General features: G+C 72.5%; 21 protein-coding genes and 1 pseudogene. 10 read left to right on the top strand and 12 right to left on the bottom strand.

Annotated features, from left to right (window positions below):
- Window positions 1-345: 345 nt before the first annotated feature.
- The 3 genes from QIS96_RS14115 to QIS96_RS14125 all read right to left on the bottom strand — a co-directional run bounded on the left by QIS96_RS14115 (window position 346) and on the right by QIS96_RS14125 (window position 3,000).
- The gene (locus QIS96_RS14115) at window positions 346-1,110 is read right to left on the bottom strand and encodes an SDR family oxidoreductase (RefSeq protein WP_282542895.1); all 765 of its coding nucleotides are present in this window, start codon (window positions 1,108-1,110) and stop codon (window positions 346-348) included.
- A gap of 116 nt (window positions 1,111-1,226) precedes the next feature.
- Window positions 1,227-1,979 carry a haloacid dehalogenase type II gene (locus QIS96_RS14120; protein ID WP_282542896.1) on the bottom strand — a complete coding sequence of 251 codons (753 nt, stop codon included), beginning with the start codon at window positions 1,977-1,979 and terminating at the stop codon, window positions 1,227-1,229.
- 151 nt (window positions 1,980-2,130) lie between these two features.
- Complete coding sequence (locus tag QIS96_RS14125; protein ID WP_282542897.1) at window positions 2,131-3,000, bottom strand: helix-turn-helix domain-containing protein; 870 nt, start codon at window positions 2,998-3,000, stop codon at window positions 2,131-2,133.
- Between the two features lie 169 nt (window positions 3,001-3,169).
- Here QIS96_RS14125 and QIS96_RS14130 point away from each other — a divergent pair, with 169 nt between their 5' ends.
- Together QIS96_RS14130 and QIS96_RS14135 are read left to right on the top strand one after the other, a co-directional pair.
- Window positions 3,170-3,934 (top strand): PepSY domain-containing protein, encoded by a 765-nt coding sequence (locus tag QIS96_RS14130; protein ID WP_282542898.1) that lies wholly within the window; start codon window positions 3,170-3,172, stop codon window positions 3,932-3,934.
- 115 nt (window positions 3,935-4,049) lie between these two features.
- Window positions 4,050-4,391, top strand: a complete 342-nt coding sequence (locus QIS96_RS14135) for a histone-like nucleoid-structuring protein Lsr2 (protein WP_282542899.1) — start codon at window positions 4,050-4,052, stop codon at window positions 4,389-4,391.
- A gap of 186 nt (window positions 4,392-4,577) precedes the next feature.
- Here the strand turns inward: QIS96_RS14135 and QIS96_RS14140 are convergent, their stop codons facing one another.
- Window positions 4,578-5,000 carry a hypothetical protein gene (locus tag QIS96_RS14140; protein ID WP_282542900.1) on the bottom strand — a complete coding sequence of 141 codons (423 nt, stop codon included), beginning with the start codon at window positions 4,998-5,000 and terminating at the stop codon, window positions 4,578-4,580.
- A 178-nt stretch (window positions 5,001-5,178) separates the two neighbouring features.
- On the bottom strand, window positions 5,179-5,667 hold the full coding sequence (locus QIS96_RS14145; protein ID WP_282542901.1) for a glutathione peroxidase: 489 nt from the start codon (window positions 5,665-5,667) through the stop codon (window positions 5,179-5,181).
- Between the two features lie 745 nt (window positions 5,668-6,412).
- On the opposite strand from QIS96_RS14145, the gene QIS96_RS14150 reads away from it, so the two are divergent.
- Window positions 6,413-7,360 (top strand): AurF N-oxygenase family protein, encoded by a 948-nt coding sequence (locus QIS96_RS14150; protein WP_282542902.1) that lies wholly within the window; start codon window positions 6,413-6,415, stop codon window positions 7,358-7,360.
- Window positions 7,361-7,432: 72 nt separating this feature from the next.
- Complete coding sequence (locus tag QIS96_RS14155; RefSeq protein ID WP_282542903.1) at window positions 7,433-9,097, top strand: FAD-dependent oxidoreductase; 1,665 nt, start codon at window positions 7,433-7,435, stop codon at window positions 9,095-9,097.
- A 57-nt stretch (window positions 9,098-9,154) separates the two neighbouring features.
- Here the strand turns inward: QIS96_RS14155 and QIS96_RS14160 are convergent, their stop codons facing one another.
- Both QIS96_RS14160 and QIS96_RS14165 read right to left on the bottom strand, forming a co-directional pair.
- Entirely contained in the window at window positions 9,155-10,069 is a 915-nt protein-coding gene (locus QIS96_RS14160; RefSeq protein WP_282542904.1) for an alpha/beta fold hydrolase, read from the bottom strand.
- A gap of 82 nt (window positions 10,070-10,151) precedes the next feature.
- Entirely contained in the window at window positions 10,152-11,642 is a 1,491-nt protein-coding gene (locus QIS96_RS14165) for a sporulation protein (RefSeq protein WP_282542905.1), read from the bottom strand.
- A gap of 630 nt (window positions 11,643-12,272) precedes the next feature.
- Between QIS96_RS14165 and QIS96_RS14170 the strand changes: the two are divergent.
- Window positions 12,273-12,497 (top strand): annotated as a pseudogene (locus QIS96_RS14170) (VOC family protein); the annotation flags it as partial.
- 40 nt (window positions 12,498-12,537) lie between these two features.
- Here the strand turns inward: QIS96_RS14170 and QIS96_RS14175 are convergent.
- Window positions 12,538-13,116: a TetR/AcrR family transcriptional regulator gene (locus QIS96_RS14175; protein ID WP_282542906.1), complete on the bottom strand. Its 579-nt coding sequence runs from the start codon at window positions 13,114-13,116 to the stop codon at window positions 12,538-12,540.
- An 84-nt stretch (window positions 13,117-13,200) separates the two neighbouring features.
- On the opposite strand from QIS96_RS14175, the gene QIS96_RS14180 reads away from it, so the two are divergent.
- Window positions 13,201-14,046: a class I SAM-dependent methyltransferase gene (locus QIS96_RS14180; protein WP_282542907.1), complete on the top strand. Its 846-nt coding sequence runs from the start codon at window positions 13,201-13,203 to the stop codon at window positions 14,044-14,046.
- Window positions 14,047-14,067: 21 nt separating this feature from the next.
- Here the strand turns inward: QIS96_RS14180 and QIS96_RS14185 are convergent, their stop codons facing one another.
- The gene (locus tag QIS96_RS14185; protein ID WP_282542908.1) at window positions 14,068-14,973 is read right to left on the bottom strand and encodes a serine hydrolase; all 906 of its coding nucleotides are present in this window, start codon (window positions 14,971-14,973) and stop codon (window positions 14,068-14,070) included.
- Entirely contained in the window at window positions 14,970-15,902 is a 933-nt protein-coding gene (locus tag QIS96_RS14190) for a LysR family transcriptional regulator (protein WP_282542909.1), read from the bottom strand. The genes QIS96_RS14185 and QIS96_RS14190 overlap by 4 nt, the downstream gene beginning before the upstream one ends.
- A gap of 83 nt (window positions 15,903-15,985) precedes the next feature.
- Between QIS96_RS14190 and bla the strand changes: the two genes are divergently transcribed.
- Entirely contained in the window at window positions 15,986-16,972 is a 987-nt protein-coding gene (gene bla / locus QIS96_RS14195; protein ID WP_282542910.1) for a class A beta-lactamase, read from the top strand.
- A 4-nt stretch (window positions 16,973-16,976) separates the two neighbouring features.
- Here the strand turns inward: bla and QIS96_RS14200 are convergent, their stop codons facing one another.
- Window positions 16,977-17,411, bottom strand: a complete 435-nt coding sequence (locus tag QIS96_RS14200; protein WP_282542911.1) for an ATP-binding protein — start codon at window positions 17,409-17,411, stop codon at window positions 16,977-16,979.
- A 225-nt stretch (window positions 17,412-17,636) separates the two neighbouring features.
- Here QIS96_RS14200 and bglX point away from each other — a divergent pair, with 225 nt between their 5' ends.
- Both bglX and QIS96_RS14210 read left to right on the top strand, forming a co-directional pair.
- On the top strand, window positions 17,637-19,991 hold the full coding sequence (gene bglX / locus QIS96_RS14205) for a beta-glucosidase BglX (protein ID WP_282542912.1): 2,355 nt from the start codon (window positions 17,637-17,639) through the stop codon (window positions 19,989-19,991).
- Window positions 19,992-20,083: 92 nt separating this feature from the next.
- Complete coding sequence (locus QIS96_RS14210; RefSeq protein ID WP_282542913.1) at window positions 20,084-20,905, top strand: hypothetical protein; 822 nt, start codon at window positions 20,084-20,086, stop codon at window positions 20,903-20,905.
- A gap of 29 nt (window positions 20,906-20,934) precedes the next feature.
- On the opposite strand, the gene QIS96_RS14215 is transcribed toward QIS96_RS14210, so the two are convergent.
- On the bottom strand, window positions 20,935-22,383 hold the full coding sequence (locus QIS96_RS14215; RefSeq protein ID WP_282542914.1) for an amidase: 1,449 nt from the start codon (window positions 22,381-22,383) through the stop codon (window positions 20,935-20,937).
- Window positions 22,384-22,561: 178 nt separating this feature from the next.
- On the opposite strand from QIS96_RS14215, the gene QIS96_RS14220 reads away from it, so the two are divergent.
- Window positions 22,562-23,170 (top strand): TetR/AcrR family transcriptional regulator, encoded by a 609-nt coding sequence (locus tag QIS96_RS14220; protein ID WP_282542915.1) that lies wholly within the window; start codon window positions 22,562-22,564, stop codon window positions 23,168-23,170.
- Window positions 23,171-23,234 lie beyond the last annotated feature (64 nt).

A 23,234-nucleotide genomic window follows, 5' to 3' on the forward strand; every position in this document is an offset into this window, starting at 1 on the left:
GGGGGGCGGCCCTCCCCGGACTCCCGGACCCCGGATTCCCGGATCGGGACCCCCGGCTCCCTCCCCGCCCCTTCCCGAAAGACCTGCGGTCGGCTTCGGGGGCTCCGCCCCCGGGCCCCGGCCGTTGTCCGGCTGAAGCGCCGTCGTGGCTGGTCGCGCAGTTCCCCGCGCCCCTGACGGCGCCGGAAACCCCATCGGAGGGGACCTGGCCTCAGTATTCCGGACAAAGGCGCGCATGGTCCCATCCACAGGAGTACGGGCCGACTACGCGCAGGGTCCCGCCAGTTCGAGCGACCCGGCGGGACCCTGTCCCTGGTTGGCCCTGTACGCACAGGGCACGTCTCGTCAGCGCGTCGTGTAGCCGCCGTTGAGGAAGATCGTCTGGCCGTTGGCCCACCAGCCGTCGGTGAGCAGGTGGCGGACCCAGGGAACGATGTCCTCGATCTTCGTCAGATCCCCGTTCATCGCCGAGGACCGGTGGTACGCGATGGAACCCTCGTCCTCGGCCGGGTAGAAGAACGGCGTGTCCATCGGTCCGGGCGCGATGTTGTTGACCGACACGTTCCGGCCGAACAGCTCCTTCGAAAGGGCCCGCGTGAAGTGCTCGACCGGTGCCTTGCTGCCCGCGTACGAGGAGTACAGGCCGGTGTAGGCGGCGAGCAGCGAGGTCAGCACGGTGATGATCTTGCCGCCGTCCTCGATGCGCCGGGCGGCCTCGCGCATCACGAAGAACGCGGCCTTGGAGTTGACCGCGAACATCCGGTCGTACTCCTCCTCCGTGATCTCCGTGAACGGCTTCTTCAGGACCATCCCTGCGGTGTTGACGCTGAAGTCGAGCTTCCCGTACCTCCGTACGACCTCGTCGAAGACCCGCTCCACCTCGGGGACGCGGGTGAGGTCGGCCTGGACGGTGAAGGCCTGGCCGGGGCCCGCGTTGATCTGGTCGGCGACGTCCTCGGCCTTGGCGCGCGAGGAGTCGCTGTTGTAGTGGACCGCGACGAGTGCGCCCTCCGCGCCGAGCGTGGTGCTGATGAGCCCGCCGAGATTGCGGGACGCGCCGCCGACGAAGGCGACCTTGCCGTCGAGTGTCCTGTCCGGGGTGCTGACCATGACGGGCCCTCCTGAGCGATTCCTGACGTGTCACGTCACGGCTGCTCCGGGACGCCGGGCATCCGCGACGCCCCCAGCCTCGCCCCGCGGACCCGCCCCGATCTTGAACGTTCCGCTCAGCTCTGGAACGAACCACTCGTTCGTACGCGGTGGTCGAAATGGTCGAGTTGTTCGAGCTGGTCGAGTCGTTCGAGCTGGTCCGCCAGGTCGGCGAGGTCGGCGGCGTGCAGGTCGAAGCCGTCCGAGGAGGTGGGCGGGTCGCCGACGGGGCGGGCGACGTATGCGGTGCGCAGGCCGAGCTTCTGCGCCCCGCGCAGATCCCAGGCGTGGGCGGCGACCATGAGCAGCCGCTCGGGCGGCAGTCCGGCGACGGTGACGGCCAGTCGGTAGACCGCAGGGTCCGGCTTGTACGTGCGGGCTTCCTCGGCGGACAGCGCCTGGTGCCAGCGCAGTCCCGCGTGGGCGTTGAGTCCGAGGAGCGCCGTCCGGCTCGCGTTGGAGAGTCCGATCAGCGGGAACCGTTCGGCGAGCCGGGCGAGCCCTGCCGCGGTGTCGGGCCACGGCGGCAACCGGCGAGCTGACAGGGCGAGGGCCGCCACCGCGGCCGGGTCGTCGACTCCGGTGGCCTCGGCGACCAGCCGGGCGGCTTCCAGGTCGAGGGCGTCGCTCGGGGCGTAGGGCCGGACGCCGTCGGCCATGCGGCGTTGCTCGTGGTCGATGTGCTGCTGCCACAGCGCCAACAGCTCCTCGACCCTGGACTCGTCGAGCGCGGGGTCGAGTTCACGCACGCCGGCCCGGATGCCGGCGGGTTCGTCGACGAGCGTGCCGAGCACGTCGAACACCACGGCGTCGATCTCTGGCTTTGACATGGGAGAGGTCTCCTGGACGAAGCAGGGGCGTAGGAGCGGCACCTGTCCGAACGCACCTGGACGGGCTCAGGATTCCCGAACCGCGTTGCCTGATCCGGGTAGTTGGGGAAGCCAGGGCCTGTTCGGGAACCCGGGACCCGGAGGAGACGCCCTAGGCGGAACCGTCGCGCAGCATGCGCGGCGTGGCCCCCTCGTACCGGCGCATCGTGCGCGTCAGATGGCTCTGGTCGGCGAAGCCGGACTCGGTCGCGATGTCCGCGATCGGCCGGTCCGTACGCGTCAGTTGGCGGCGCGCGTGGTCGAGGCGGCGCAGCGTCACGTACCGGTGCGGGGACTCGCCCGTCGACTCGCGGAACGCCCGCGTGAAGTGGGACTCGCTGACCCCGGCCACCGCGGCGAGCTCCGCGAGCGTGACCTTCCCGGCGAGGTTGGCGTGGACGAAGTCGACGACCTCGGCGAGCCGCCGCGGCGAAAGCCCGCCCGCCCGCGCCCCGGGCGCACGCCCCTGCCCGGCCAGGCGCAGCACCACCGCGGCCGCCGCCTGCACGAGCGACTGCGCGTACAGGGTGTCGGCCGGTCCGGGGCTGCCGTACTCGTCGACCAGGCGCTCCAGGAGCAGCCGCAGCAGCGGATCCGTGAAGTGGAAGTGCGGCGCCAGCTCCACGGGGCCGCTCGCCCCGCCCTCGACGGCCAGCTTCTCCAGCCACACCGGGTCGATGCCGAGCAGCATCAGCTCCACGTCGTCCCGCCAGCGCGGGCGCGCGGCCCAGCCCGCCGGGTTGATCAGCGCCTCCCCGGCGTGGAACCGCTCCCGCCGCGCGGTGCCGTCCGCCGACCAGCGCAGATCCGCCGGGCGTCCGGTGTGCACGACCAGTACGTGTACGGGCGGGCCCACGGGCGCGGGCGTCACGTCGGACGTTCCGGCCGCCCGCTCCACCGCGCGCTCGGCCACCGCGTGCCCGAGGTCGCCGCCGCTGCTGTGCAGACACCGCAGATGGGGCTTGATGTGCGAAACGCTCACCGGTCCAGTATCCGCCCGCCCCCTGCCGCCCCGAAACCGGAACGGAGAACCGCGCCTCATCAGCAGGGAACCGTGAACCTGAAGACGGCTTCAGGTGCCTTCAGGAGGGCTTCAGCTTCATTGCGCGACATTGGTGCCCGTCAACAGGGAACGACAGGGGAGGAACCTCATGAAGCGCAAGATCGTCATCGCCACCGTCGTAGCAGCGGCCCTCGTGGGCGGCGGCTCCGCGCTCGCCTTCGCCGGCGGCGACGACGAGGCCGGGCGTTCCGAGGCCCGTGCGGAGCAGAGCAGCTCCCAGGTCACGCTGCAGGACGACGACCGGGACGACGACCGTGACGACCGCCGCGACGACGACCGCCGCGACGACGACCGCGACGAAGCCCGCCCCGCCGACGCGAAGCTCACCGCCGCCCAGGCCGTCGAGGCCGCGCTCAAGCACCAGGCGGGCACCGCGGTCTCCGCCGAACTCGACGAAGAGGACGGAGACGACAGCGACGGCAACGGAAGCGACGGCAAGAACGAGCGCCTCGCCTGGGAGGTCGACATCCTCGGCCAGGGCGACGCCTGGCACACCGTCCACCTCGACGCCGTCACCGGCAAGATCCTCGGCACGGAGACCGAGAACGAGCGCGACGACGCCCGCGAGGCCCGTACGGCCCTGAAGGGCGCGACCGCCGACGCCGCGCAGGCCGCGAAGAACGCCGCGGCGAAGGGATTCGTCACCTCGATCGACCTGGACGACGACGGCCGCCCCGGCCACACCTCCGAGGGCTGGGAGATCGAGACCGCCGACGCCGCGGGCAAGGACAGCGACTGGAACGTCGACGTACGCACCGGCAAGCTCACCGCCGACCACGACGACCGCCACGACCACGACGACAACGACGGTGACGACAACGGCCGCGACGACAACGGCCGCGACGACGACTGACCGTTCAGCCCCCAGTACCAGAAGAGGAGTTGTGCGGGAACAAAGCGGAAGAGTTCCGTGAGAATGACGGCACATCCGGTACGGGGCTCACTCGACTGGGCCTATAGTCGGTCGCATGGCCCAGAAGGTAATTACGACATACGTGGACGACCTGACCGGCGAAGAGTCGGAGCAAATCGCCACGCACAGCATTCTCGTCGACGGTGCGGGTGTGGAAATCGACCTCACCGACGAGAACTACGAGAAGCTGCTCGAACTGCTCAACCCCTATCTGCACGCGGACGGCGCCCGCAGAATCCGCGGCGGCTCCAAGCCGAAGGGGAAGCGCAAGCCGGCCGGCGGAAAGTCCGACGACTCGTCGGCGATCAGGGCCTGGGCAAGGGAGAACGGGTACGAGGTGAGCGAGCGCGGCCGCGTCCCCGCCGCGGTCCGCGAAGCCTACGAATCCGCCCGCTGAACCAACCGATTTCAAGGGAGTGCCGCCACCAGTGGCGGCACTCCTTTTCGTATGCGCGGACGAGCCGCGCACCCGTTCGCATACCCGTGGGAAAGCCGGAGTTCACCAACTCCAGGACCCCCGAAGCCATTCGGGAATCACCCAAGGCCGCACACCCGGTAATGAACCGGTCGAGTCGCCCGCGCTTCAGTCGAGTTCGATACGCGAAGGGCTCTGCGCCGCATCCCGCACCCGCGCCTCGGCCACGGCCCGTACGACGCATTCGTACTCGTGATACGGAAGCGTCATCGTGAGTCCGAAGAGGATGCCCCACGCCACGTCGGATTCCTCCAACGTGCCGGGAATGTCGGTGCGGTAGAGCTCGCGGCCGAGATGCGCGGTGGGGAGTTCCCGGGGTGCGGGCGACTCGGCGTACCGGTCAAGGGCGCGGCCCGCGCAGTCGAGGAACGTCCCGTAGCGGGCCTCGCCCAAGATCTCTTCCAGCTGGCGCAGTTGTGCGTGGGCCGCGCGGATCCGCAGGGGCCAGCGGCGGCTGGGGCCGAAGCGCTCTTCGAGCACGGTGGTGAGCGTGATCTGCTGAAAGAGCGTGTCGAGAAGGTCGTTGCTCATGATCCGCATGTTCCGGGGCGTGATCGGGAACGCGGCGAGGCGCACCGCTCCGAGCGTCCGACGACACCCGATTGGCATGACACGCCTGCTGCCGGCATGTCACGCCCGCCGCCGGCGTGACACGGCCGCCGCGACCGACAGGCAGCGGCGGCGGCGCAGTTGTGCGGCGCGAGGCGGCTCAGGCGGGCAGCGCGCCCTCGACGGCGACGATCAACTCCTGGGCGTCCGGCTCCGTCTGGGGCGAGAAGCGCGCAACGACCCGGCCCTCCGGGGCGATCAGGAACTTCTCGAAGTTCCAGCGGATGTCCCCGCTGTGCCCCTCGGCGTCGGCCGTGCCCACGAGGTCCGCGTAGAGCGGGTGCCGGCCGGGGCCGTTGACGTCGGTCTTCTCGGTCAGCGGGAACGTCACGCCGTACGTCGCCGAGCAGAACGTGGCGATCTCCTCGGCGCTGCCCGGCTCCTGGCCCATGAACTGGTTGCAGGGCACGCCGAGGACGGTGAACCCGCGCGGCCCGTACTGCTCCTGGAGCTTCTCCAGGCCCGCGTACTGCGGCGTGAGGCCGCACTTGGAGGCGACGTTGACGACCAGGACGGCCTTGCCGCGGTACTGCGCGAGGTTCGCGGGGCCGCCCTGCAGGGCGTCGATCTCCACGTCGTGGATGGACATGCTGCTCCTTGTGTCCTGTGCGGTATCGGATCAGTGGCTGTGCTCGCCGATTGTCCCTCGCGCGGTGGCGGCCGCGACGACCGCCGCCGGGACTGAGAGATCTCCGACGGCGGCCGCGGGACGCCGGGCGCGCGGCGCTCCCCGCCGCGGCCCCCGGCGCGCGCCGTCCTCGCCGGCGGCGGGGTGCGCGGGAGTTCACCCCATGCGGAACGTGCCGGCGGGACGGGCCGGAGCCGCGGCCGATGTCGGCATGGCACGGATCCGGCAGCCGGGCCCAGTTCTGGGCTGCTGCGGATCGTAGGCCCGAGGCGGCGGCCGTGCCCAGCACCCGCACGTCCTGCCTGGCCGGGCGGCGTGGGCGCGGCGGCGGGCGGCGCAGGGCGGGGCGGTGCAGGGCGGTGCACGGGCCCCGTACCGCAGGGGGACGGGCGGTGGAGACGAGTCGAACGAAGTTCGTTACCGGGGGTAGGCCGAGCGGATCGCTTGTTATACGGTCTGTCTAACAAGCGGGTGGCGCGATCCTGTCGCCCGTGGCACCGAGGCGTCCGCGCGCGCCGGCGGACCGCGCCAGGGACGGCGCGCGGCCCCGCACCGGCACGCCGGAGCGCCGCCCGTGCGCCCCGTACCCCCACGTACCGAGCACACGTACCGCGCAACCGGAAGCAGCACTCGGCAAGCACCCCAGCACCCCCTCAGCACCCTGCAAAGCACCACACCCGACACGCTCGACGCGAGGAGCCGCAGCATGGCTGGCAGCATCATCGGTTCACCGGCACACACCGGATCGCCGTCGCAAGGAACGTCGCAAGGACCGTCGTCCCCCGACTCCGACGTCGCGCAGCGCCTCCTCGACTCCTCGGCGACGCTGTCGTACGACCCGGCCACCGAGGTCGACTGGGAGACGCCGCTCGACAAGGACTTCCACGGCGCGAGCCCGGAGTGGAGCACCCTCTACGGCACCGCGTACTGGCGGGAGTTGAGCGAGGAGCTGCGCAAGGAGCTGACCCGGCAGGAGGCCGCGTCCGTCGCGAGCACCGGCATCTGGTTCGAGATGATCCTGCAGCAGATGATGCTGCGCGACATGTACGCCAAGGACCCCACCGACGCACGCTTCCAGTGGGCCCTGACCGAGATCGCCGACGAGTGCCGGCACTCCATCATGTTCGCCCGCGGCGCGAAGAAGCTCGGCGCGCCCGCGTACCGGCCGAAGCGGGCCGTCGTCGAACTGGGCCGCGCCTTCAAGACGATCGCGTTCGGCGAGGCCGCGTACGCCGCGATCCTCGTCGCCGAAGAGGTCCTCGACGTGATGCAGCGCGACTGGATGCGCGACGAACGCGTCGTGCCGTTCGTGCGCACCATCAACAACATCCATGTCGTCGAGGAGTCCCGGCACATGAAGTTCGCCCGCGACGAGACGCGCAGGCGCCTCGCCGAGGCCGGACCCGTGCGCCGCCAGATCAACGCCCTGGTCATCGCCATCGCCTCGTACATCATCGTCAGCAGCATGGTGAACGACGACGTCTACCGGCACGCCGGGCTCGACCGGGAGCGGGCCGTCAAGGAGGCCAGGGCCAACGAGCACCACAAGTCGATGATGCGGGCGAGCTGTTCGGGCCTCATGGAGTTCCTCGCCTCCTGCCGCCTGCTCACCAAGCCGGCCCTGGCCTTCTACAAGCGCGCCAACCTCGTCTGAGCCGACCGGCCGCCCTCCCGAGATGAACGACGCGTACCACCGAGCAGACCTGAGCGGATTCGAGCTGACCAGATGACCTACGCCATCACCCAGACCTGCTGCAGCGACGCCACCTGCGTCGCCGTGTGCCCGGTCAACTGCATCCACCCCACCCCGGAGGAGCGGGCCTTCGGCAGCACCGAGATGCTGCACATCGACCCGAAGGCCTGCATCGACTGCGGCGCCTGCGCCGACGCCTGCCCGGTGGACGCGATCTTCCCGGTGGACAGCCTGTTCCCGTCCCAGCGGGAGTACGCGCGGATCAACGCCGCGTACTACGAGGAGCGCGAGCCCGAACCGGCCGTCGACGGGCCGAACTTCCACGCCTGGGGCGAGCCGACGTTCGAGCGCAGCCTGCCCTCCGACTTCGGGCCGATCCGCGTCGCCGTCGTCGGCACCGGGCCCGCCGGGATGTACGCGGCCGAGGATCTGCTCCTGCACACCAACGCCGAGGTCACCCTGATCGACCGGCTGCCCGTCGCGGGCGGGCTCGTGCGGTACGGGGTGGCGCCTGACCACCCGCGCACCAAGAAGGTCTCGGAGACGTTCGCCCGGTTCCACGACCACCCGCGGGTCCGGATGGCGCTCGGCATCGAGGTGGGCCGCGAGGTCACCACCGAGGAGATCGCCGCCCACCACGACGCCGTGATCTACGCGGTGGGCGCCTCCGCAGACCGTCAACTCGGCATCCCCGGCGAGGAGTTGACCGGAAGTATCGCCGCGGCCGCGTTCGTCGCCTGGTACAACGGCCACCCCGACACCGCCCCGGACGCCGTCGACCTGAACGCCGAGCGTGTGGTCGTCGTCGGCAACGGCAACGTCGCCCTCGACGTCGCCCGTATCCTCGTCGCCGACCCGGACGAGCTCGCCCGCACCGACATCGCCGACCACGCACTCGCCGCGCTGCGCACGAGCAAGGTCCGCGAGGTCGTGCTCCTCGGGCGGCGCGGCCCCGAGCACGCCGCGTACACCAAGTCGGAACTGCTCGCCCTCAAGCACCTGCCCGGCGTGGAGTTGGTCGTCGACGACGAGGACCCGCGCACCGCGGCGGCTGTCGACGCGGCCGTCGACGCGGCCGGGTCGCAGGGCAAGGCCGCTCTGCTCGCCGACGTCCGCCGCCGCACCACCGACTGGTCGGCCGCACCCGCCGCCGGACGCCGGATCGTCCTCCGCTTCCACTCGGAGCCGGTCGAGGCGACGGGCGAGACCGAGGTGCGGGGCGTACGCGTCTCCCAACAGGCCGACGGGGAACGGGAGATCGCGGCAGGGATGCTGCTGCGCGCCGTCGGCTACCGGGGCGTCGCCGTACCGGGGCTGCCCTTCGACGAGACCACCGGCGCCGTTCCGCACGAGCGCGGACGCGTGCGGGGGATGCCGGGGGCGTACGTCGTCGGCTGGATCAAGCGCGGCCCGTCCGGCGGGATCGGCGCCAACCGGACCTGCGCGGCCGAGACCGTCGGCACGCTGCTCGCCGACGCCGTGGCCGCCGCGCTGCCCGCGCCGAGCGGCACGCCCAAGGCGTTCCAGCGCCTCGCGCGCAGCCGCAACCGCCGCCTCGTGGACGCGCGCGGGCAGGCGGCGATCGACCGCGCGGAGATCGCCCGCGGCCGCCCCGACGGGCGCCCACGGGCGAAGCTGACGACGGTCGCGGAGCTGGTGTCGGCGGCGCGTGGCAGTCGGTGGTCGCTGACCCGATGAGGCGAGCCCGCCTCGCGTAGGGGCAGCCCGGGGGCAATGTGACGGCGCACCGTGACATCACATCTGCAGCCCCATCCCCACCGGCCGCCGGCGGTCTCCCGACTCGACGGACGTCCAGAAGGACACGAGGGCGGCGGCCGTCTCCGCGGGGAACTCCACCTGGGGCGAATGGCTGCCGCCGGCGATCACGGTGCGGCGCGCGCCGAGCCGCGTCGCCATCGCGTCCTGCCACGTCACCGGCCAGGCGTAGTCCTCACTCCCGGAGACCACGTGCACGGGCAGACCTGCGGCGGCCAGCGCGTCCACGCGATCGGGTTCGACGAGAAGCTGGCGGCCTGCGGCCAGGAGTTGCCGCGGGTCCGTCCCGAACCAGCGCCGCCGCAGGAACTCCTCGACGTCCTGCGGGAGTTCGCCGTACCGCTCGATGCGGTGCAGCTCCTGCCACACCGTTTCCATGCCGACCGCGGGCAGTGCGCCGAGCAGGTGCTGAAGGCGGACCTGCTGCTCGGGGCAGACCGCTGCCGGGCCGGATGCGAGCAACGTCAACGAGGCCCAGGGGCAGGGCGCGGGCGCGACGTCCAGTACGGCGGCCCGGCCGATGAGGCCGCCGAGGGAGTGGCCGAGCAGATGGACGGCCGGGTGCGGTGCGCCGGCCGTGAGCGCAAGGGTCTGAGCCATCACATCGGCGGCCAACTCCCGCTGGGCGTACGCCGATTCGCTGCCGGGCCCGTCGCTCTCGTACTGCCCTCTCCCGTCCACCGCGACGGCCCGGAACCCGGCGGAGGCCAGCGGGGCGAGCAGCGGCAGGAAGTCCTCCTTGCTGCCGATGAAACCGGGCATCAGCAGCACGGTTCCCTGTTCCGAAGTGCCGGGCAGGGGGCGCGCGTCCAGGACCGCGAACGTGCCGCGAGCTGTGTTCAGGCTGTGCGCACGGCAGTTGGGCGCAAGGGCCAGGCTTGGGGGGCGACTCATGCGCGGAGCGTACGACGCGCGGGCCACCGCCCCCAACCGGCGTCAACACCGCCCTGGCCCGCCCCTCGAACGCGCTACCCGATCAGGCCGCGGTCGTCAGGGTGCGACCGAGCTTGCGCACGTCGCCGAGGTACGCGACGACGGCCGGCTCCCGCTGCCAGCGTTGCAGCGAACGGGAGTACAGGCGGAGGTAGTCGACGCCGCGCGCGGACTGCAGGCGGGTGAACAGGCCCAGGGACTCGCGTCCGAGGCGCAGGCTCTGGTCGAGGTCGCCGCGCTGGGCGTGCGCGGAGGCGAGCATCGAAAGCCGGATCCCGCGGGAGCGGGCGAACGCGTCGCCGGGCATGGCACCTTGGGCCTGCCAGGCGAAGACCGCCCTGGGGTTGCCGAGGTCCCGGAAGAGCTCGACCGCGTCGGTGACGATGCGCTGCCGGTTGAAGAACTCGATCCACGCCAGGTCGGAGCCGCGGCCCCCACCGTCCTCGGCCTGCTCCTGCAAGTGCTCGGACCGGGCGAGGCAGCCGGACGCGGACCGGGCGTCACCGGAGCGGGCGTGCGCCCGAGCTTCGATGAGCTTGGCGAAGCCGCGCACCCGCGGGTCGGCGTCGGGGACCCGCTCGTACGCCCCCTGCGCCATGTCGATCGCCTGGGAGGCGAAGCCGCGCATCAGGGCCTGCATCGCCATGGTGGTGAGGATGTACGCCCCCAGGCCCTCGTCGCCGGCGGCGCGGGCGAGCCGGAGGGCCTGGATGTAGTGGCGCTGGGCGGCCTGGTGCTCTCCCGCGTCGAACGCGGTCCAGCCCGCCAGCCGCGCCATCTGAGAGGTCACCGAGAAGAGTTCACGCCCGATGGCGTCGGTGTAGCGGCCGCGCAGCAACGGCGAGACACGCTCGTCGAGATACGCGGTGATCGAACGCGACTTGGTGGCCGCACCGCCGAAACGGGAGTCCCAGCGGCGGGCCGAATCGGCGACCTCCCGCAACTCCTCGATGTGCGCCCTCCCGACGGGGAGGCGGCCGCCCGGCGCGAGCACGGGCTCGGCGGCCATCGCCCCGGCCGCCGGGAGGCCGCCTGACGCCGGCTCGGCCGGGCTGACCAGCCAGCGGGTGACGGGTTCGGAGAACGCCGAGGCCGCGAAGGGCGTGGCGGCCAGAAAGTTCCGTCGGTTCAAGGTGCTCCAATACGTAGTCATCTCGCTGAGCGCCTGCGGCTGTTCACGGGGGAAGCGCAGTCCGGCGTCCAGGTCCTCTCCGCCGGCGTTTCCCGACCGTCGGAGCCGGCCACAACCTTCCATGCCGATGTCCGCGAGCCCGACCGGCCTGCCGAGGCGTTCGGCGAGAACCACACAAATGAGGTCGGGCACCGGCCAGCGTGGACGCATGCCCCGGCGGCACCAGTTGGCGACCGACGTGTGCGTGTAGTCGCTGTGGACGCCACGCTCGGTGCACAACTGGTTGAGGCGATGGGCGAAGCCCTTGCGGCTGATGCCGCATTCCCCGATGAGGGCCTCCAGCCGGAGGTTCTCCGGCCGGGCGCCCCTCTTGGCTTCGGCCCCCGTGAGCGGTGTGGACATGCGGGCCACCTCCTCCGCGGTTCCCGCGGGCGCTGCGGCCCTCGGCTCCAACTCAAGTGTAGGGCCGGGGAGTTGACGTGAGCCCGCCCCGCAATTCGTGAGCCTCCCTGTGAGCCCTGTGCCTGGTTCGGCCGGCTTGCTCTTCTGATGACAGAGCAGAACCGGAAGGAGGAACGGATCATGGCTGAACCGGAATTCGAGTGCGGAGGCCGCCCTCGCGAGGGCCGTGCCACGGTCGGGCGGGCCAGGAGGGGAGCCTCGTCGCGGCCACGCTGCTTCCCTCGCCGGACCGTGGCGCTGGTGGCGGCGTTCACACCCGTGGTGGAGCAACTCCCGGTGCCCTGGTACGTGATCGTCGGAATCCTGGCGGGCCTCGGCGCCCTCTGCGGACGCTGCGGGTGCGGGTCAACAGGCCAGGAGGCCGACTGCTTCACGGAACCCGCCCGGCCCCGCAGTTCAACCACGTTGCCGCGCACGGAAAGCCCCCGATAAAGTCATCGACGTGACTGCCGGGTCGGCCATGTGCCACAGACGAGTCGGGTTCCCGGCCCCGGCTTGAGCGCGAGGCGGGCACGAGCCCCGCCCCCATCCTCCGCGTCCCTCGTTTCCCGTACGTAATTCCCGTATGTACGGGAATCCCCCGTCCAGTCCCAGCACTACGCCTTCCTCGTCCCCGAGGAGCAGTTCGACGGCATGATCGCCCGCCTCGAAACCGTCGGCGTCACCTACTACGCCGATCCGGGCCACACCCAACCCGCCCAGATCAACCGCCTGTTCGGCGGCCGCGGCGCCTACTTCGACGACCCCGACGGCCACAACATGGAGATCATGACGCGGCCTTGCGTGCGGCCGTAGGGGGCGGTTCGGCGGGGGCGAATGAGCGGCGGGCCTGGTTTCAGCCCGCCAAGATCCCCGCGACAACCTCCCGCACAGCCCCCGGCTGCGGCCGCGCGCCTGTCCGGTCCGCAAAGAGCAAATGCCCCGTACCGACGACGGCCGGCGCCAGCATCCGCACATCGGCGCCGGCCGTCAGCCGGCCGAGGTCGCGTTCGGCGGCGAGGTAGGCCGCGAACATCGTCGTGGCCTCGGTGAGGAGGGGGACGCCCGTCGGCGTGGTCCGGCGCAGCCGTGCCCGCAGGGCGTCGCGTGACGTGACGAGCCCGACCATCGCCACGGCCACCGAGCCGAACAGCTCCGCCAGTTCCTCGGCGACGTTGTCGACCACCGTGCCCGTCCCTGCCGCCGCGCACAGCGCCTCGGACCGCGCCTCCAGGCGGCGGACGCGGTCGAGGACGAGGTCGGCGAGGAACGCGTCGAAGTCCTCGAAGTGGCGGTGCAGGACGCCCTTCGCGCACCCCGCCTCCGTGGTGACGGCCCGGCTGGTCAGAGCGTTGGGCCCGTCCCGCAGCAGTACCCGCTCCGCCGCGTCGAAGAGCTGCTCGCGTACGTCGCGGATGGCGACCCCTGTCGGCACCGTGGAGACCTCTTTCGCTGCTCGGTCTGAGTGAACCCTGGGCGAGCCCTTGGTGAGTGGGCATGTGCCCACTACAGTGGGCGCATGCCCACTGTACCCTCGGGTCCCTCTGCTCGCCCGGCCTGCGAATCCGCCCAACTCCGGCAGGCCGCCCGCTCGTTCGGCATGGACGCCGCCCGCTACGACCGCAGCAGACCCCGCTATCCGCAGGCTCTCGTCGACCGCCTCGCGGGTACGACGGCGCGTGACGCTCCCGGCGGTGACGGCCCGCGCGTGCTCGACGTCGGCTGCGGCACCGGCATCGTCGCCCGCCAGCTCACCGACGCCGGCTGCCGCGTCCTCGGCGTCGATGTGGACGCGCGTATGGCCGAGCTCGCGCGCGCGGCGGGTGTCGAGGTCGAGGTGGCCGCCTTCGAGTCCTGGGACCCGGCGGGCCGCCGCTTCGACGCCGTGGTCTCCGGGCAGACCTGGCACTGGCTGGACCCCGCCGCGGCCGCGGCCGTCGCCGCCCGCGCGCTCCTGCCGGGCGGTCGGCTCGCCGTGTTCTGGAACGTCCCCGAGCTGCCGCCTGAGGTGACCCGCGCCCTGGGCGCCGCCTATCGGCGCGTGGCCCCCGACGCCCCGTTCCGCCTCGGCGACGCCACGGCCCGCGCGGTGGACGGGTACCAGCACCTCCTCGACGCCGCCGCCGAAGGCATCCGCGCCGGCGGCGACTTCACCGCCCCCGAGGAGTGGCGGCACGACTGGGAGCACACGTACACCCGCGACGCCTGGCTGGACCAGATGCCCACCCACGGCACCCTCACCCGGCTCGCGCCCGAGCAGGTGCGGGAGGTCCTCGACGAGGTCGGCGCCGCCGTCGACGCGCTCGGCGGCTCGTTCACGGTGCCGTACGCGACCCTCACCGTGACCGCAACTCGCCGCGCCTGACGGCCAGTTGGGGGTGACGGGCTAGAGCTGGCGCAAGTAGTCCCGCAGGGTGCGCGCGACCTGGGCCATCAGCGCCTCCGCGCCCGGCTGGGCCTGCGCGGGCACCCGGGACTCCGTGAGCACCGCGACCGCGAAGGCCTGACCGTCGGAGTGCTCCACCACGCCGATCTCGTGCCGCAGATTGAGCAGCGTTGCCGTCTTCGACGACCAGGTCGTCGCATCGGAGGCGAAGTCCGGGGAGAGCCGCTGCCGCAGCACGTTGTGCGCGAGCAGCTCCCGCAGCCGCGCCGCCGACTCGGCCGGGATCCGCGACGGCCGCCACAGGGCCTGCAGCAGGTCCACGTACGCGCGTGCGCTGCCGTTGCTGGCGTGCGTGATGTCGAGCTGCGGCACTCGATGGCTGCTCCCGCCCGTGCCCGAGTCGATCGCGAGGGCGTGCGCGAGATGCGCCTGCGCGGCGTCGAACCGCTCGGCCGGAGTGTCGGCGAGCTCGCGCATGCTGTGCCGTACGGTGATGCCGCTGATCCCGAACTCGCCCAGGAGTCCGGCCACTTGGTCCGGCGGTGTGAGGTCGAAAAGTGCCTCGGCGGCCGCGCTGTCGCTGAGACACGTACTGAGGTACAGGAGGTCGTCGACCGCGATCCGCACGGGATGCCGGAAGCGGCTGATGCCCGTGGGGCCCGGCGTCGTGACGCGCCCCGGCCGGACGCCGAGGGGCGTCGAGCCGTCGAGTTCGCCGCGCCGGATGCGTTCCACCGTGGCCAACGCGAGCGCCACCTTGACGAGGGACGACGACGGCAGCGGCGTGTCCGGCTCGATCCCCAGCTCCGCGCCCGTATCCAGATCGCGTACGAGCATGCGGGCGCGCAGACCGCCCTCGTCGAGCAACTCCCGCATCTCGCGCAGGAGTTTCTCGGGGCTGTTCATGAGGTGACCTCGTACGTCGGTGCCGATTCGGGGCGTCCGCCGACAGGAGTGAGGGAGGGCGTGGCGGCGGTGAGGCAGCGGGCTATCGCGTCGCCCAACTGCTCCTGCATCTGCTGCGGCCGCTCATCCGCGGCGGCCGTGAGGGCGAAGCCGCGTACCAGGCTCGCCTCGCCCAACGGCCGCCAGCGCAGGCCGAGTTCGGCGGCCTGGGCGGGTGAACAGACCAACAGGTCGCGCGAGCACAGGACTTCAGCGGCGGCCGTCGGCAGGTCCGCGCCCACGGCGAGCTGCGCGGGCCGCAGGCCGACCGCGTCGCGCAGCCGGGTCAGCGGATCGCGGATGTGCGGCACGTCGTCCTCCGGCTGCACCCACACCCGGCGGGCCGGACCGGCACCCGTACGCCCCACACGCAGCGTCTCCAGATACACGCGCCGCACCCCGGGGTCCGCGGCCGCGGCCACGCCGAGCGGCACCGACCAGGTGGCGTCCCGCTCCGGCACGGCGAGCAGCGCGGCCCGCACCTGCTGGGCGTGGAGCAGGTCGCTGCGCTCGGCGGGACCGGCGACGCGCAGGTCGAGCGTGACGCCGTGCCCGCGCGCCTCGGCCACCAGACGGGCCAGATTGGCGGCGGGGCAGATTCCGGGCACCGCGAGCCGCCACGGTTTGCGGCGCGCCGCCTCCGCCTCGTGCAGCAGCACATCGGCCGCCTGCACGAGGCGGCGCGCGGCGGGCAGCATGTCCCGGCCGAACGGCGTGAGCAGCGCGCGCCGCGCCGTCCGCTCGAACAGCCGCTCCCCGAAGTGCTCTTCGAGCGCCGCCACCCGTCGGCTGGCCACCGGCTGCGAAAGGCGCGCGGCCGCCGCGCCCACGGTGAAACTTCCGCACTCGCTCACGGCGATGAACGCCCGGCACGCCCCCACGAGATCCACGGACCGGACCCTATGCGAGATCGGCATGGAATCGCACGGGAACGTATTGGACCGCATGGCAGGGCGCCGGTGAGAGTCACCCCATGACCCCTTCACCTTCACCGCACACTCGTTTACGGCACACCATGCACCGCGCGGCCCTCGCACTCGCCGCGCTCGTCCTCGTACCCCTCACGGCCTGCGGCGGCCAGGACGAGACGCCGAAGAAGGGCGGAGCGACACCGGCCTCGGCGGCCGGGAAGGCCACCCCTAAGGCGACCGACAAGACCGGCAACCCTCAACAGGCCGCCGCAGCAAAGAAGTTCAAGCAGCTGGAGCGCAGGTACGACGCCCGCGTCGGTGTCTACGCGATCGACACCGGAACCGGCCGCGAGGTCGCGTACAACGACCGCGAACGCTTCTCGTACGCCTCCACGTTCAAGGCCCTCGCCGCGGGCGCGGTGCTGCGCAAGCACGACGACCGGGGCATGGAGCGCCTGGTCCGCTATGAGAAGAGCGACCTGGTCGACGCGTCCCCCGTCACCGAGAAGCACGTCGAGACCGGCATGACCCTGCGCGAACTCTGCGACGCGGCCGTCCGCTACAGCGACAACACCGCCGCCAACCTGCTCCTCGAAGACCTGGGCGGCCCCAAGGGGCTCGACGGCCTCCTTGAGGAGCTCGGCGACGACGTGACGCGGATGGAGCGCGACGAGCCGGGCCTCAGCGTCTGGGACCCGGACAGCGACCGCGACACCACCAGCCCCCGCGCCTTCGCCGAGGACCTGCGCGCCTATGTGCTCGGCGACGCCCTCGGCAAGCGTGACCGCGCCCAGCTGACGAAGTGGCTGCGCACCAACGTCACCGGGGCCGAGCTCATCCCTGCCGGCCTGCCCGAGGGCTGGGTCGTCGGCGACAAGAGCGGCATGGGCAGCAACTACGGCATCCGCAACGACATCGCGGTGGTGTGGCGCCCGGACGAGGCCCCGCTCGTCGTCGCCGTCCTGACCAACCGGACCGAGGAAGCCGCCGAGCACGAGAACGCCCTGGTCGCCGACGCGGCCGCGGTGGTCGCGGGCGCGCTGAAGTAGGCAGCTACTCGGAGTACGCGCAGGTCAGTTCCGCGCGCACGGTCTTCCCCGCGCCCTCCCCGTCCCGTACGACGGAGAGGCTGCGCGACAGGGCCTGTACGAGGGTGATGCCGCGGCCGCCCTCCGCGGTGGGGGAGGGCGGCGCGAGCTGCGGGCGGCCGGGGCCGTGGTCGTGCACCTCGACGACCAGGCGGTCCCGGCTGTCGAGGGAGAGGCGGAGCCGGCAGGAGCCCTCGCCGTACCGCGTCGCGTTGGTGACCAGCTCCGACACCACGAGGACGGCGCTGCCCGGATCGGCACCGTACGGCGGTCGGCCGGGCCCGCGGGCGGCGAGGAACAGGCGGGTCAACTGCCGTGCTCTGTGGGCGGAGTTGGGCTGCTGCGGCAGGTGGTACTCGACGCGTGCGGTGCGGCGCCGGTTGCGCCCTGGGGCGCGCATGTCGGTCACTCCCTCTCGGTGGGTCGGCCGCGCACGTCACGAGCCGTCGAGGGCGTCCGCGCCGTGACGGCGGCGTTCGGACGGTCTGTCGTCTCTCCTTCCCGCTCTCCTTCCCGCGGCGGCGGACCCCGAACCGGCCTCGACTGGCGGAATCAGCCGCCGGTCGCGTTTGGTTCCGGGCGGTCCGGCGGGACGGTGTGGAGGAGGCGCTGAAGGGATGGGCTCATGGCTGGAGTACAACGGCGAACCGTGCTCGCCGCGCTCGGCGGTACGGTCGCGGTGGGCGGCACGACGGGCGCGCAGGCGCCCACGGCGACCGCAGCGCACCCGACGACGGAGACCACGGCACAGGCGTCCACGGGGCCCGCAGCCCGAGGCGCGGCGGGCCCGTCCCGGCGAGCGGGCGCGGCGCGCCGCACCCGGCCTGTCGACGACCGGATCGACGCCCTCCTCGCACGGATGACGGTCGAGGAGAAACTGGGCCAACTCCAGCAGCTCTCCTGGGCGTTCGCCACCGGGCCGGGGAATCCGGACAACAAAAAGGTCGAGAACGCGGCCCGCGCCGGACGCCTCGGCTCGGTCCTCAACATGTTCGGGGCCGAGGAGAGCAACCGGCTGCAGCGCATCGCCGTCGAGGAGTCCCGGCTCGGCATTCCGCTCCTCTTCGGGCTCGACGTGATCCACGGCTGCCTGACCACGTTCCCCGTCCCGCTCGCCCAGGCCGCGAGCTTCGACCCGGCGGTGGCCGAGCGGGACGGCGAGGTGTCGGCGCAGGAGGCCCGCTCCAACGGCGTGCACTGGACGTTCTCGCCGATGATGGACGTGACGCACGAGCCGCGCTGGGGCCGGATCGCCGAGAGCTGCGGCGAAGACCCGTACCTCACCGCCCGGTTCGCCGCCGCCAAGGTCCGTGGCTACCAGGGCGAGGACCTCTCCGCGCCCGACCGCGTCGCCGCCTGCGCCAAGCACTTCGCCGCGTACGGGGGAGCCGAGGGCGGCCGCGACTACAACACCGTGGACGTGTCCGAGTCCCGCCTCCGCAACCTCTATCTGCCGCCGTTCCGGGCCGCGTTGGACGCCGGGGCGGCCACCGTGATGGCCGCGTTCAACACCGTCAGCGGCGTACCGGCGCACGGCAACGGCCACCTCCTCACCGAGATCCTCAAGGAGGAGTGGGAGTTCGACGGGGTGGTGGTGAGCGACTGGAACGGCGTGCAGGAGCTGATCGCCCACGGCTTCGCCGCCGACCCCGCGGACGCCGCCCGACTCGCCCTGGACGCGGGCCTCGACCTGGAGATGGTCAGCACCACCCTCGCCGACCACGGCAAGCAGCTCCTCAAGGAGTGCCGCATCCCGCAGGAGCGCCTCGACGACGCGGTGACCCGTGTCCTCCTCCTCAAGTCGGCCCTCGGCCTCTTCGACCGGCCGTACGTGAAGGAGGCGGCGGCCGTCGCCGCGCCCACCAAGCAGACGCGCGCGGCCGCACGCGCGGCGGCCGCCCGCTCGATGGTGCTCCTGAAGAACGACAAGGGCACGCTGCCCCTCGACAAGGCGGCCGCGAGCATCGCCGTCGTCGGCCCCTTCGCCGACTCCGCCGACCTGCTCGGCACCTGGACGTTCCCCCTGGCACAGGAGAAGTTCCGCTCGGGGAAGGTGCTCGACGCGGTCCGTGAAGCGGCGGGCGGAGCCGAGGTGACGTACGCGCGGGGTGTCGATCCGGCGGGCGAGGACACCTCGGGCATCGGCGAGGCCGTCGCGGCGGCGGAGGCGGCCGAGGTCACGATCGTCGTCGTCGGAGAGCCGCCGGCGATCAGCGGCGAGGCCGCCGTGCGCAGCGAACTCGGCCTGCCCGGCGGCCAGGAGAAGCTGATCGAGGCGATCGCGGAGACCGGCAGGCCGTTCGTCGTCGTCCTCGTCAACGGCCGCCCCCTGACCATCGGCGACTGGCTGGACGAGGCGCCCGCCGTCCTCGAAGCCTGGCACCCCGGAATCGAGGCGGGGCACGCGATCGCCGACGTGCTCTTCGGCACCGTCGGCCCCGGCGGCAAGCTGCCCGTATCGTTCCCGCGCAGCGTCGGCCAGCTCCCCGTGCACTACAACCACGAGAGCACGGGCCGCCCGTACGCGGCGGACAACAAGTACACCTCCAAGTACCTGGACCTCCCGCCCGGCCCGCAGTTCCCCTTCGGCCACGGCCTGGGCTACACCACCTTCGCGGTCGGCGGGCCCCGCCTCAGCACGACGAGGATCGACGCGGACGCGCTGCACCGGGGCGACACCGTCGAGGTCGCCGTGGCCGTCCGCAACACCGGCAAGCGCACCGGGGACGAGGTCGTGCAGCTCTACGTCCACGACCTCGCGGCGAGCATCGCCCAACCCGTCCGCCGCCTACGGGGGTTCCGCCGCGTCACCCTCGAACCGGGCGAGAGCCGGACCGTCCGCTTCCGCCTCGGCGCGGAGGACCTGGGCTTCTGGACCAACGACCCCAAGGGCGAACTGCGCGTGGAACCGGGCCCGATCGATGTGTATGCGGGCAACACCTCGACGACGAAGGCGAAGGCGACGCTGACGATCGGCTAGCAGGGCGCGGCAGGGCGCGCCGGGTGTGGTCGGAGCACATACCCAGGCGTGTCCGTATGGGGGGTGTCAGAGGCTCATGTGATGTTGAGGGCATGGCACTTGACGCGACAGGCGGAGCAGGCGGAGCAGACGGAGCAGGCGGAGCGGGCGCGGGCCGACGCCGCGTGGAGCACGCGCGCGTGGCGGCGGACGGGCAGGAGGAGGGCGAGTCCGAGCTCGGGTCGGGCACGGGCCTGACCGTGGCGACCGCCGCGTTCCTCTTCCTCGTCCTGCGGCTCTTCGCGGTCTCGCACTACGACTGGCACACCGCCTTCGCCGTCCTGCACACCATCGACCTCAACGACAGCGTCGGCATCGTCCTGGGCACGGTGATGGCCGACTCGCTCGCCGCGACGGTGTTCCTCGCCCTGCTCGTCCCGGTCGCCGTGCTCCGCCTCGTCGTCGCGTACCGAAAGTCGAGCGAGCCCCAACAGGGCGTCCTGGAAAGACACTTGCACCACAGGCACGACCTGGCGGGGTTCGTGCTCCTGGTCATCGCCCTGGTCGCCGTCGGCGTGTACGTGGTCTCGTTCCACGCCTGGTGGCTGCCCCCGGTCGTGGCGGCCGTCTGCGCGCTGTACCTGGGCATCGGGTACGGGCTGCGCGCGGGCGGCAGGCTGCGTCGCGCGGCGCTGTGGTCGACGCGCCACCTCGGCGCGCTGATCGTCCTCGCCCTGCTCCTCGGCGCCGCGACGGTGCGTACGCCCTGGGTGCCGTTGGAGCGCATCGAGCTGCGCGGCGGGGAGGTGCTGCGGGGGTACGTGATGCAGGCCGAGCCCGGATTCCTCAAGGTGCTCACCGCGCGGGACCGGGAGTTCCTCATCCTGTCGGACGGTTCGGTCGCCTCGCGGGAGGAGGTGCCGGGCGGGCACTGAGGCCCATCTGCCCGCCCCCGCACGGCAGTTCAGCGCATCCGGGCCGGCCGTGGATCGACCGGCGTGAGCACCCCGAGGCGGTCCTCGACTGCCTGGGCCGCGTCCAGGCACAGGTCCTCGCGGAACGCCCGGCCCACGATCTGGACCCCGGCGGGCACCCCGTCGACGAGCCCGGTCGGCACGGCCACGCCCGGCACACCGACGAAACTGGTCGCGGTGCACATCCGCATGCCCAGGGCCACCCGGTCCCGGCCCGCGGCGTCCCGCGACTCCAGGCCCGGCTCGACCGGCGGCTCGGTGAAGACGGGCCCGAGCAGCAGCGGGTACGCGTCGAGGAACTCGGCCCAACTGCGCCGGATGTTCAGCCATGTGCCCATCAGCTTCATCAACTCGGGGACGCTCGCGGGCTCGGTCCGGTCCATCGCCAGCTGGATGTAGCGGTCGCCGCCCTCGCCGAGCAGGGTCCGCACCACCGGCCAGGCGGCCGAGAACTCGGTCAGCGTGATCCGCCCGTACGCGTCCAGCGCCTCGTCGAGACGCGGCGCGTCCTGCACCTCGCGGACGTCGTACCCGGCGTCGCGCAGCGCGTCCGCCGCGCGCTCCACGGCCGCCCGGATCGCCGGGTGCACACCCTGCCCGCCCGGGTCGGCGACCACCGCCACCTTCACGGGGCCGGGCAGCGCCGGGCCGTACGCGGGCACCGGCAGTGCCCGGGGATCGCGCGGGTCGGCCCCGGCCAACACCTCGTACGCGCCGCGCAGATCCCGCACGCTGCGCGCGAGGGGGCCGTCGACGACGAGGTTCTGCGAGGCCGGGCCCGGATCGTCCGGGCCGGCCATCCGGTGGTCGGCGGGGAAGCGGCCCGACGTCGGCTTGAGCCCGGCCACCCCGCAGAACTGGGCGGGGATGCGGATCGAGCCGCCGGAGTCGTTGCCGAGGCCGAGGGCCGCCATGCCGGTGGCGACGGCCACGCCGTCCCCGCCGCTCGTGCCGCCCGGAGTGACCTCCGGGTCCCACGGGTTGCGGGTCTCGCCGAACAGCTCGCTGCGCGGGTGCATGCCCGCGAGGATCAGCGTCGGCATGTTGCTGTGCCCGATCGGGACGGCGCCCGCCGCGCGCAGCCGGGCCACCGGGGGAGCGTCGGCCTGTGCGACCAGGTCGCGGAAGCGCGGCGTCCCGTACGTCGTGGGCACGCCCTCGATCGCCGTCGTCTCCTTGACCGTGAACGGCACGCCCGCCAGGGGCCCGAGCTCCTCGCCCGCCGCCCGGCGCCGGTCGAGCTCCGCGGCGGACTCGCGGGCCCGCTCGGCCAGGAGCTGGGTCACGGCGTTCACCTGCGGGTCGGCCTCGGCGATGCGCTCCAGGTGGCTGTCGACCAGCTCGACGGCCGAGATCCGCCCGTCCCGTACGGCCGCGGCCTGTTCGGTGGCGGTCATGCGCCAGAGGGGATCGCGTGCCGGGAGTGGGGGTGTGTGCATGACGGCCCTTCCAGTTCTTTCCGATGCGCCTGCTCCGGCGTTCCGATGCGCTTGCATCGGAACGGGATGAACAGTAACCGATGAACCGATGCGCCTGCATCGAATAAACTCGGCGGAAGTCGAAGCCGAAGTCGAAGCCGAAGTCGCAGCCGACCGAAGCAGGAGCGAGAGGACGCGTATGCCCAAGCAGGTGGACCACGAGGGGCGACGCCGGCAGATCGCCGAGGCCGTCTGCCTGCTCGCGGACGAACGCGGCCTGGAGGGCGTCACGTTGCGCGACGTCGCCGAGCGGGCGCAGGTCTCCATGGGGGCCGTGCAGCGCTGCTTCCGCACGAAGGAGGAGATGCTCACCTTCACCCTCGGGCACGTCGGCGAGCGCGTCACCGAACGCGTGGGGGCCCGGCTGCGCAGCAGCCCCGCGCAGTCGGCGGGCACCGCACTCGGCCACGCGGCCACCGAGGTCGCGCTGCTGCGCCCCGAGCACCGCACCGAGGCGCGCGTGTGGCTCGCGTTCGTCGCGCAGGCCGCCGTCAGCGAGACGCTCGCGGCGACGCTGCGCGCCAACTACGCTGCTCTGCAGGACCTGTTCAGCCGGCTCATCGCGGAGGCGTCCGGGCGGCGCCACGCGTCCGCGGGCCCGCCCCCGGACGCGGAGCTCGCCGCCCGCACCCTGCTTGCCCTGACGGACGGCCTCACCGCGCACGTCCTGATCGGCCACCTCACGCCGAGCCAGGCCCACGGAGTCCTGCACGACCACCTCGAAAGAATGATCGGCCCCGACCGATGAGTTCTGCCGGGGGCCGCAGTCATAGATCCGAGAACAGCGAACCGAGACCCGAGGCAGCGAGGAA

The organism is Streptomyces cavernicola, from assembly GCF_029968035.1.
GTDB lineage: Bacteria > Actinomycetota > Actinomycetes > Streptomycetales > Streptomycetaceae > Streptomyces > Streptomyces cavernicola.

Excerpts from the sequence above, each read along its gene's own strand:
- QIS96_RS14115 (WP_282542895.1), bottom strand. The coding sequence starts at position 1,110 with ATGGTCAGCACCCCGGACAGGACACTCGACGGCAAGGTCGCCTTCGTC.
- QIS96_RS14120 (WP_282542896.1), bottom strand. The coding sequence starts at position 1,979 with ATGTCAAAGCCAGAGATCGACGCCGTGGTGTTCGACGTGCTCGGCACG.
- QIS96_RS14130 (WP_282542898.1), top strand. The coding sequence starts at position 3,170 with ATGAAGCGCAAGATCGTCATCGCCACCGTCGTAGCAGCGGCCCTCGTG.
- QIS96_RS14135 (WP_282542899.1), top strand. The coding sequence starts at position 4,050 with ATGGCCCAGAAGGTAATTACGACATACGTGGACGACCTGACCGGCGAA.
- QIS96_RS14140 (WP_282542900.1), bottom strand. The coding sequence starts at position 5,000 with ATGAGCAACGACCTTCTCGACACGCTCTTTCAGCAGATCACGCTCACC.
- QIS96_RS14145 (WP_282542901.1), bottom strand. The coding sequence starts at position 5,667 with ATGTCCATCCACGACGTGGAGATCGACGCCCTGCAGGGCGGCCCCGCG.
- QIS96_RS14150 (WP_282542902.1), top strand. The coding sequence starts at position 6,413 with ATGGCTGGCAGCATCATCGGTTCACCGGCACACACCGGATCGCCGTCG.
- QIS96_RS14155 (WP_282542903.1), top strand. The coding sequence starts at position 7,433 with ATGACCTACGCCATCACCCAGACCTGCTGCAGCGACGCCACCTGCGTC.
- QIS96_RS14160 (WP_282542904.1), bottom strand. The coding sequence starts at position 10,069 with ATGAGTCGCCCCCCAAGCCTGGCCCTTGCGCCCAACTGCCGTGCGCAC.
- QIS96_RS14165 (WP_282542905.1), bottom strand. The coding sequence starts at position 11,642 with ATGTCCACACCGCTCACGGGGGCCGAAGCCAAGAGGGGCGCCCGGCCG.
- QIS96_RS14180 (WP_282542907.1), top strand. The coding sequence starts at position 13,201 with ATGCCCACTGTACCCTCGGGTCCCTCTGCTCGCCCGGCCTGCGAATCC.
- QIS96_RS14185 (WP_282542908.1), bottom strand. The coding sequence starts at position 14,973 with ATGAACAGCCCCGAGAAACTCCTGCGCGAGATGCGGGAGTTGCTCGAC.
- bla (WP_282542910.1), top strand. The coding sequence starts at position 15,986 with ATGACCCCTTCACCTTCACCGCACACTCGTTTACGGCACACCATGCAC.
- QIS96_RS14200 (WP_282542911.1), bottom strand. The coding sequence starts at position 17,411 with ATGCGCGCCCCAGGGCGCAACCGGCGCCGCACCGCACGCGTCGAGTAC.
- bglX (WP_282542912.1), top strand. The coding sequence starts at position 17,637 with ATGGCTGGAGTACAACGGCGAACCGTGCTCGCCGCGCTCGGCGGTACG.
- QIS96_RS14210 (WP_282542913.1), top strand. The coding sequence starts at position 20,084 with ATGGCACTTGACGCGACAGGCGGAGCAGGCGGAGCAGACGGAGCAGGC.
- QIS96_RS14215 (WP_282542914.1), bottom strand. The coding sequence starts at position 22,383 with ATGCACACACCCCCACTCCCGGCACGCGATCCCCTCTGGCGCATGACC.
- QIS96_RS14220 (WP_282542915.1), top strand. The coding sequence starts at position 22,562 with ATGCCCAAGCAGGTGGACCACGAGGGGCGACGCCGGCAGATCGCCGAG.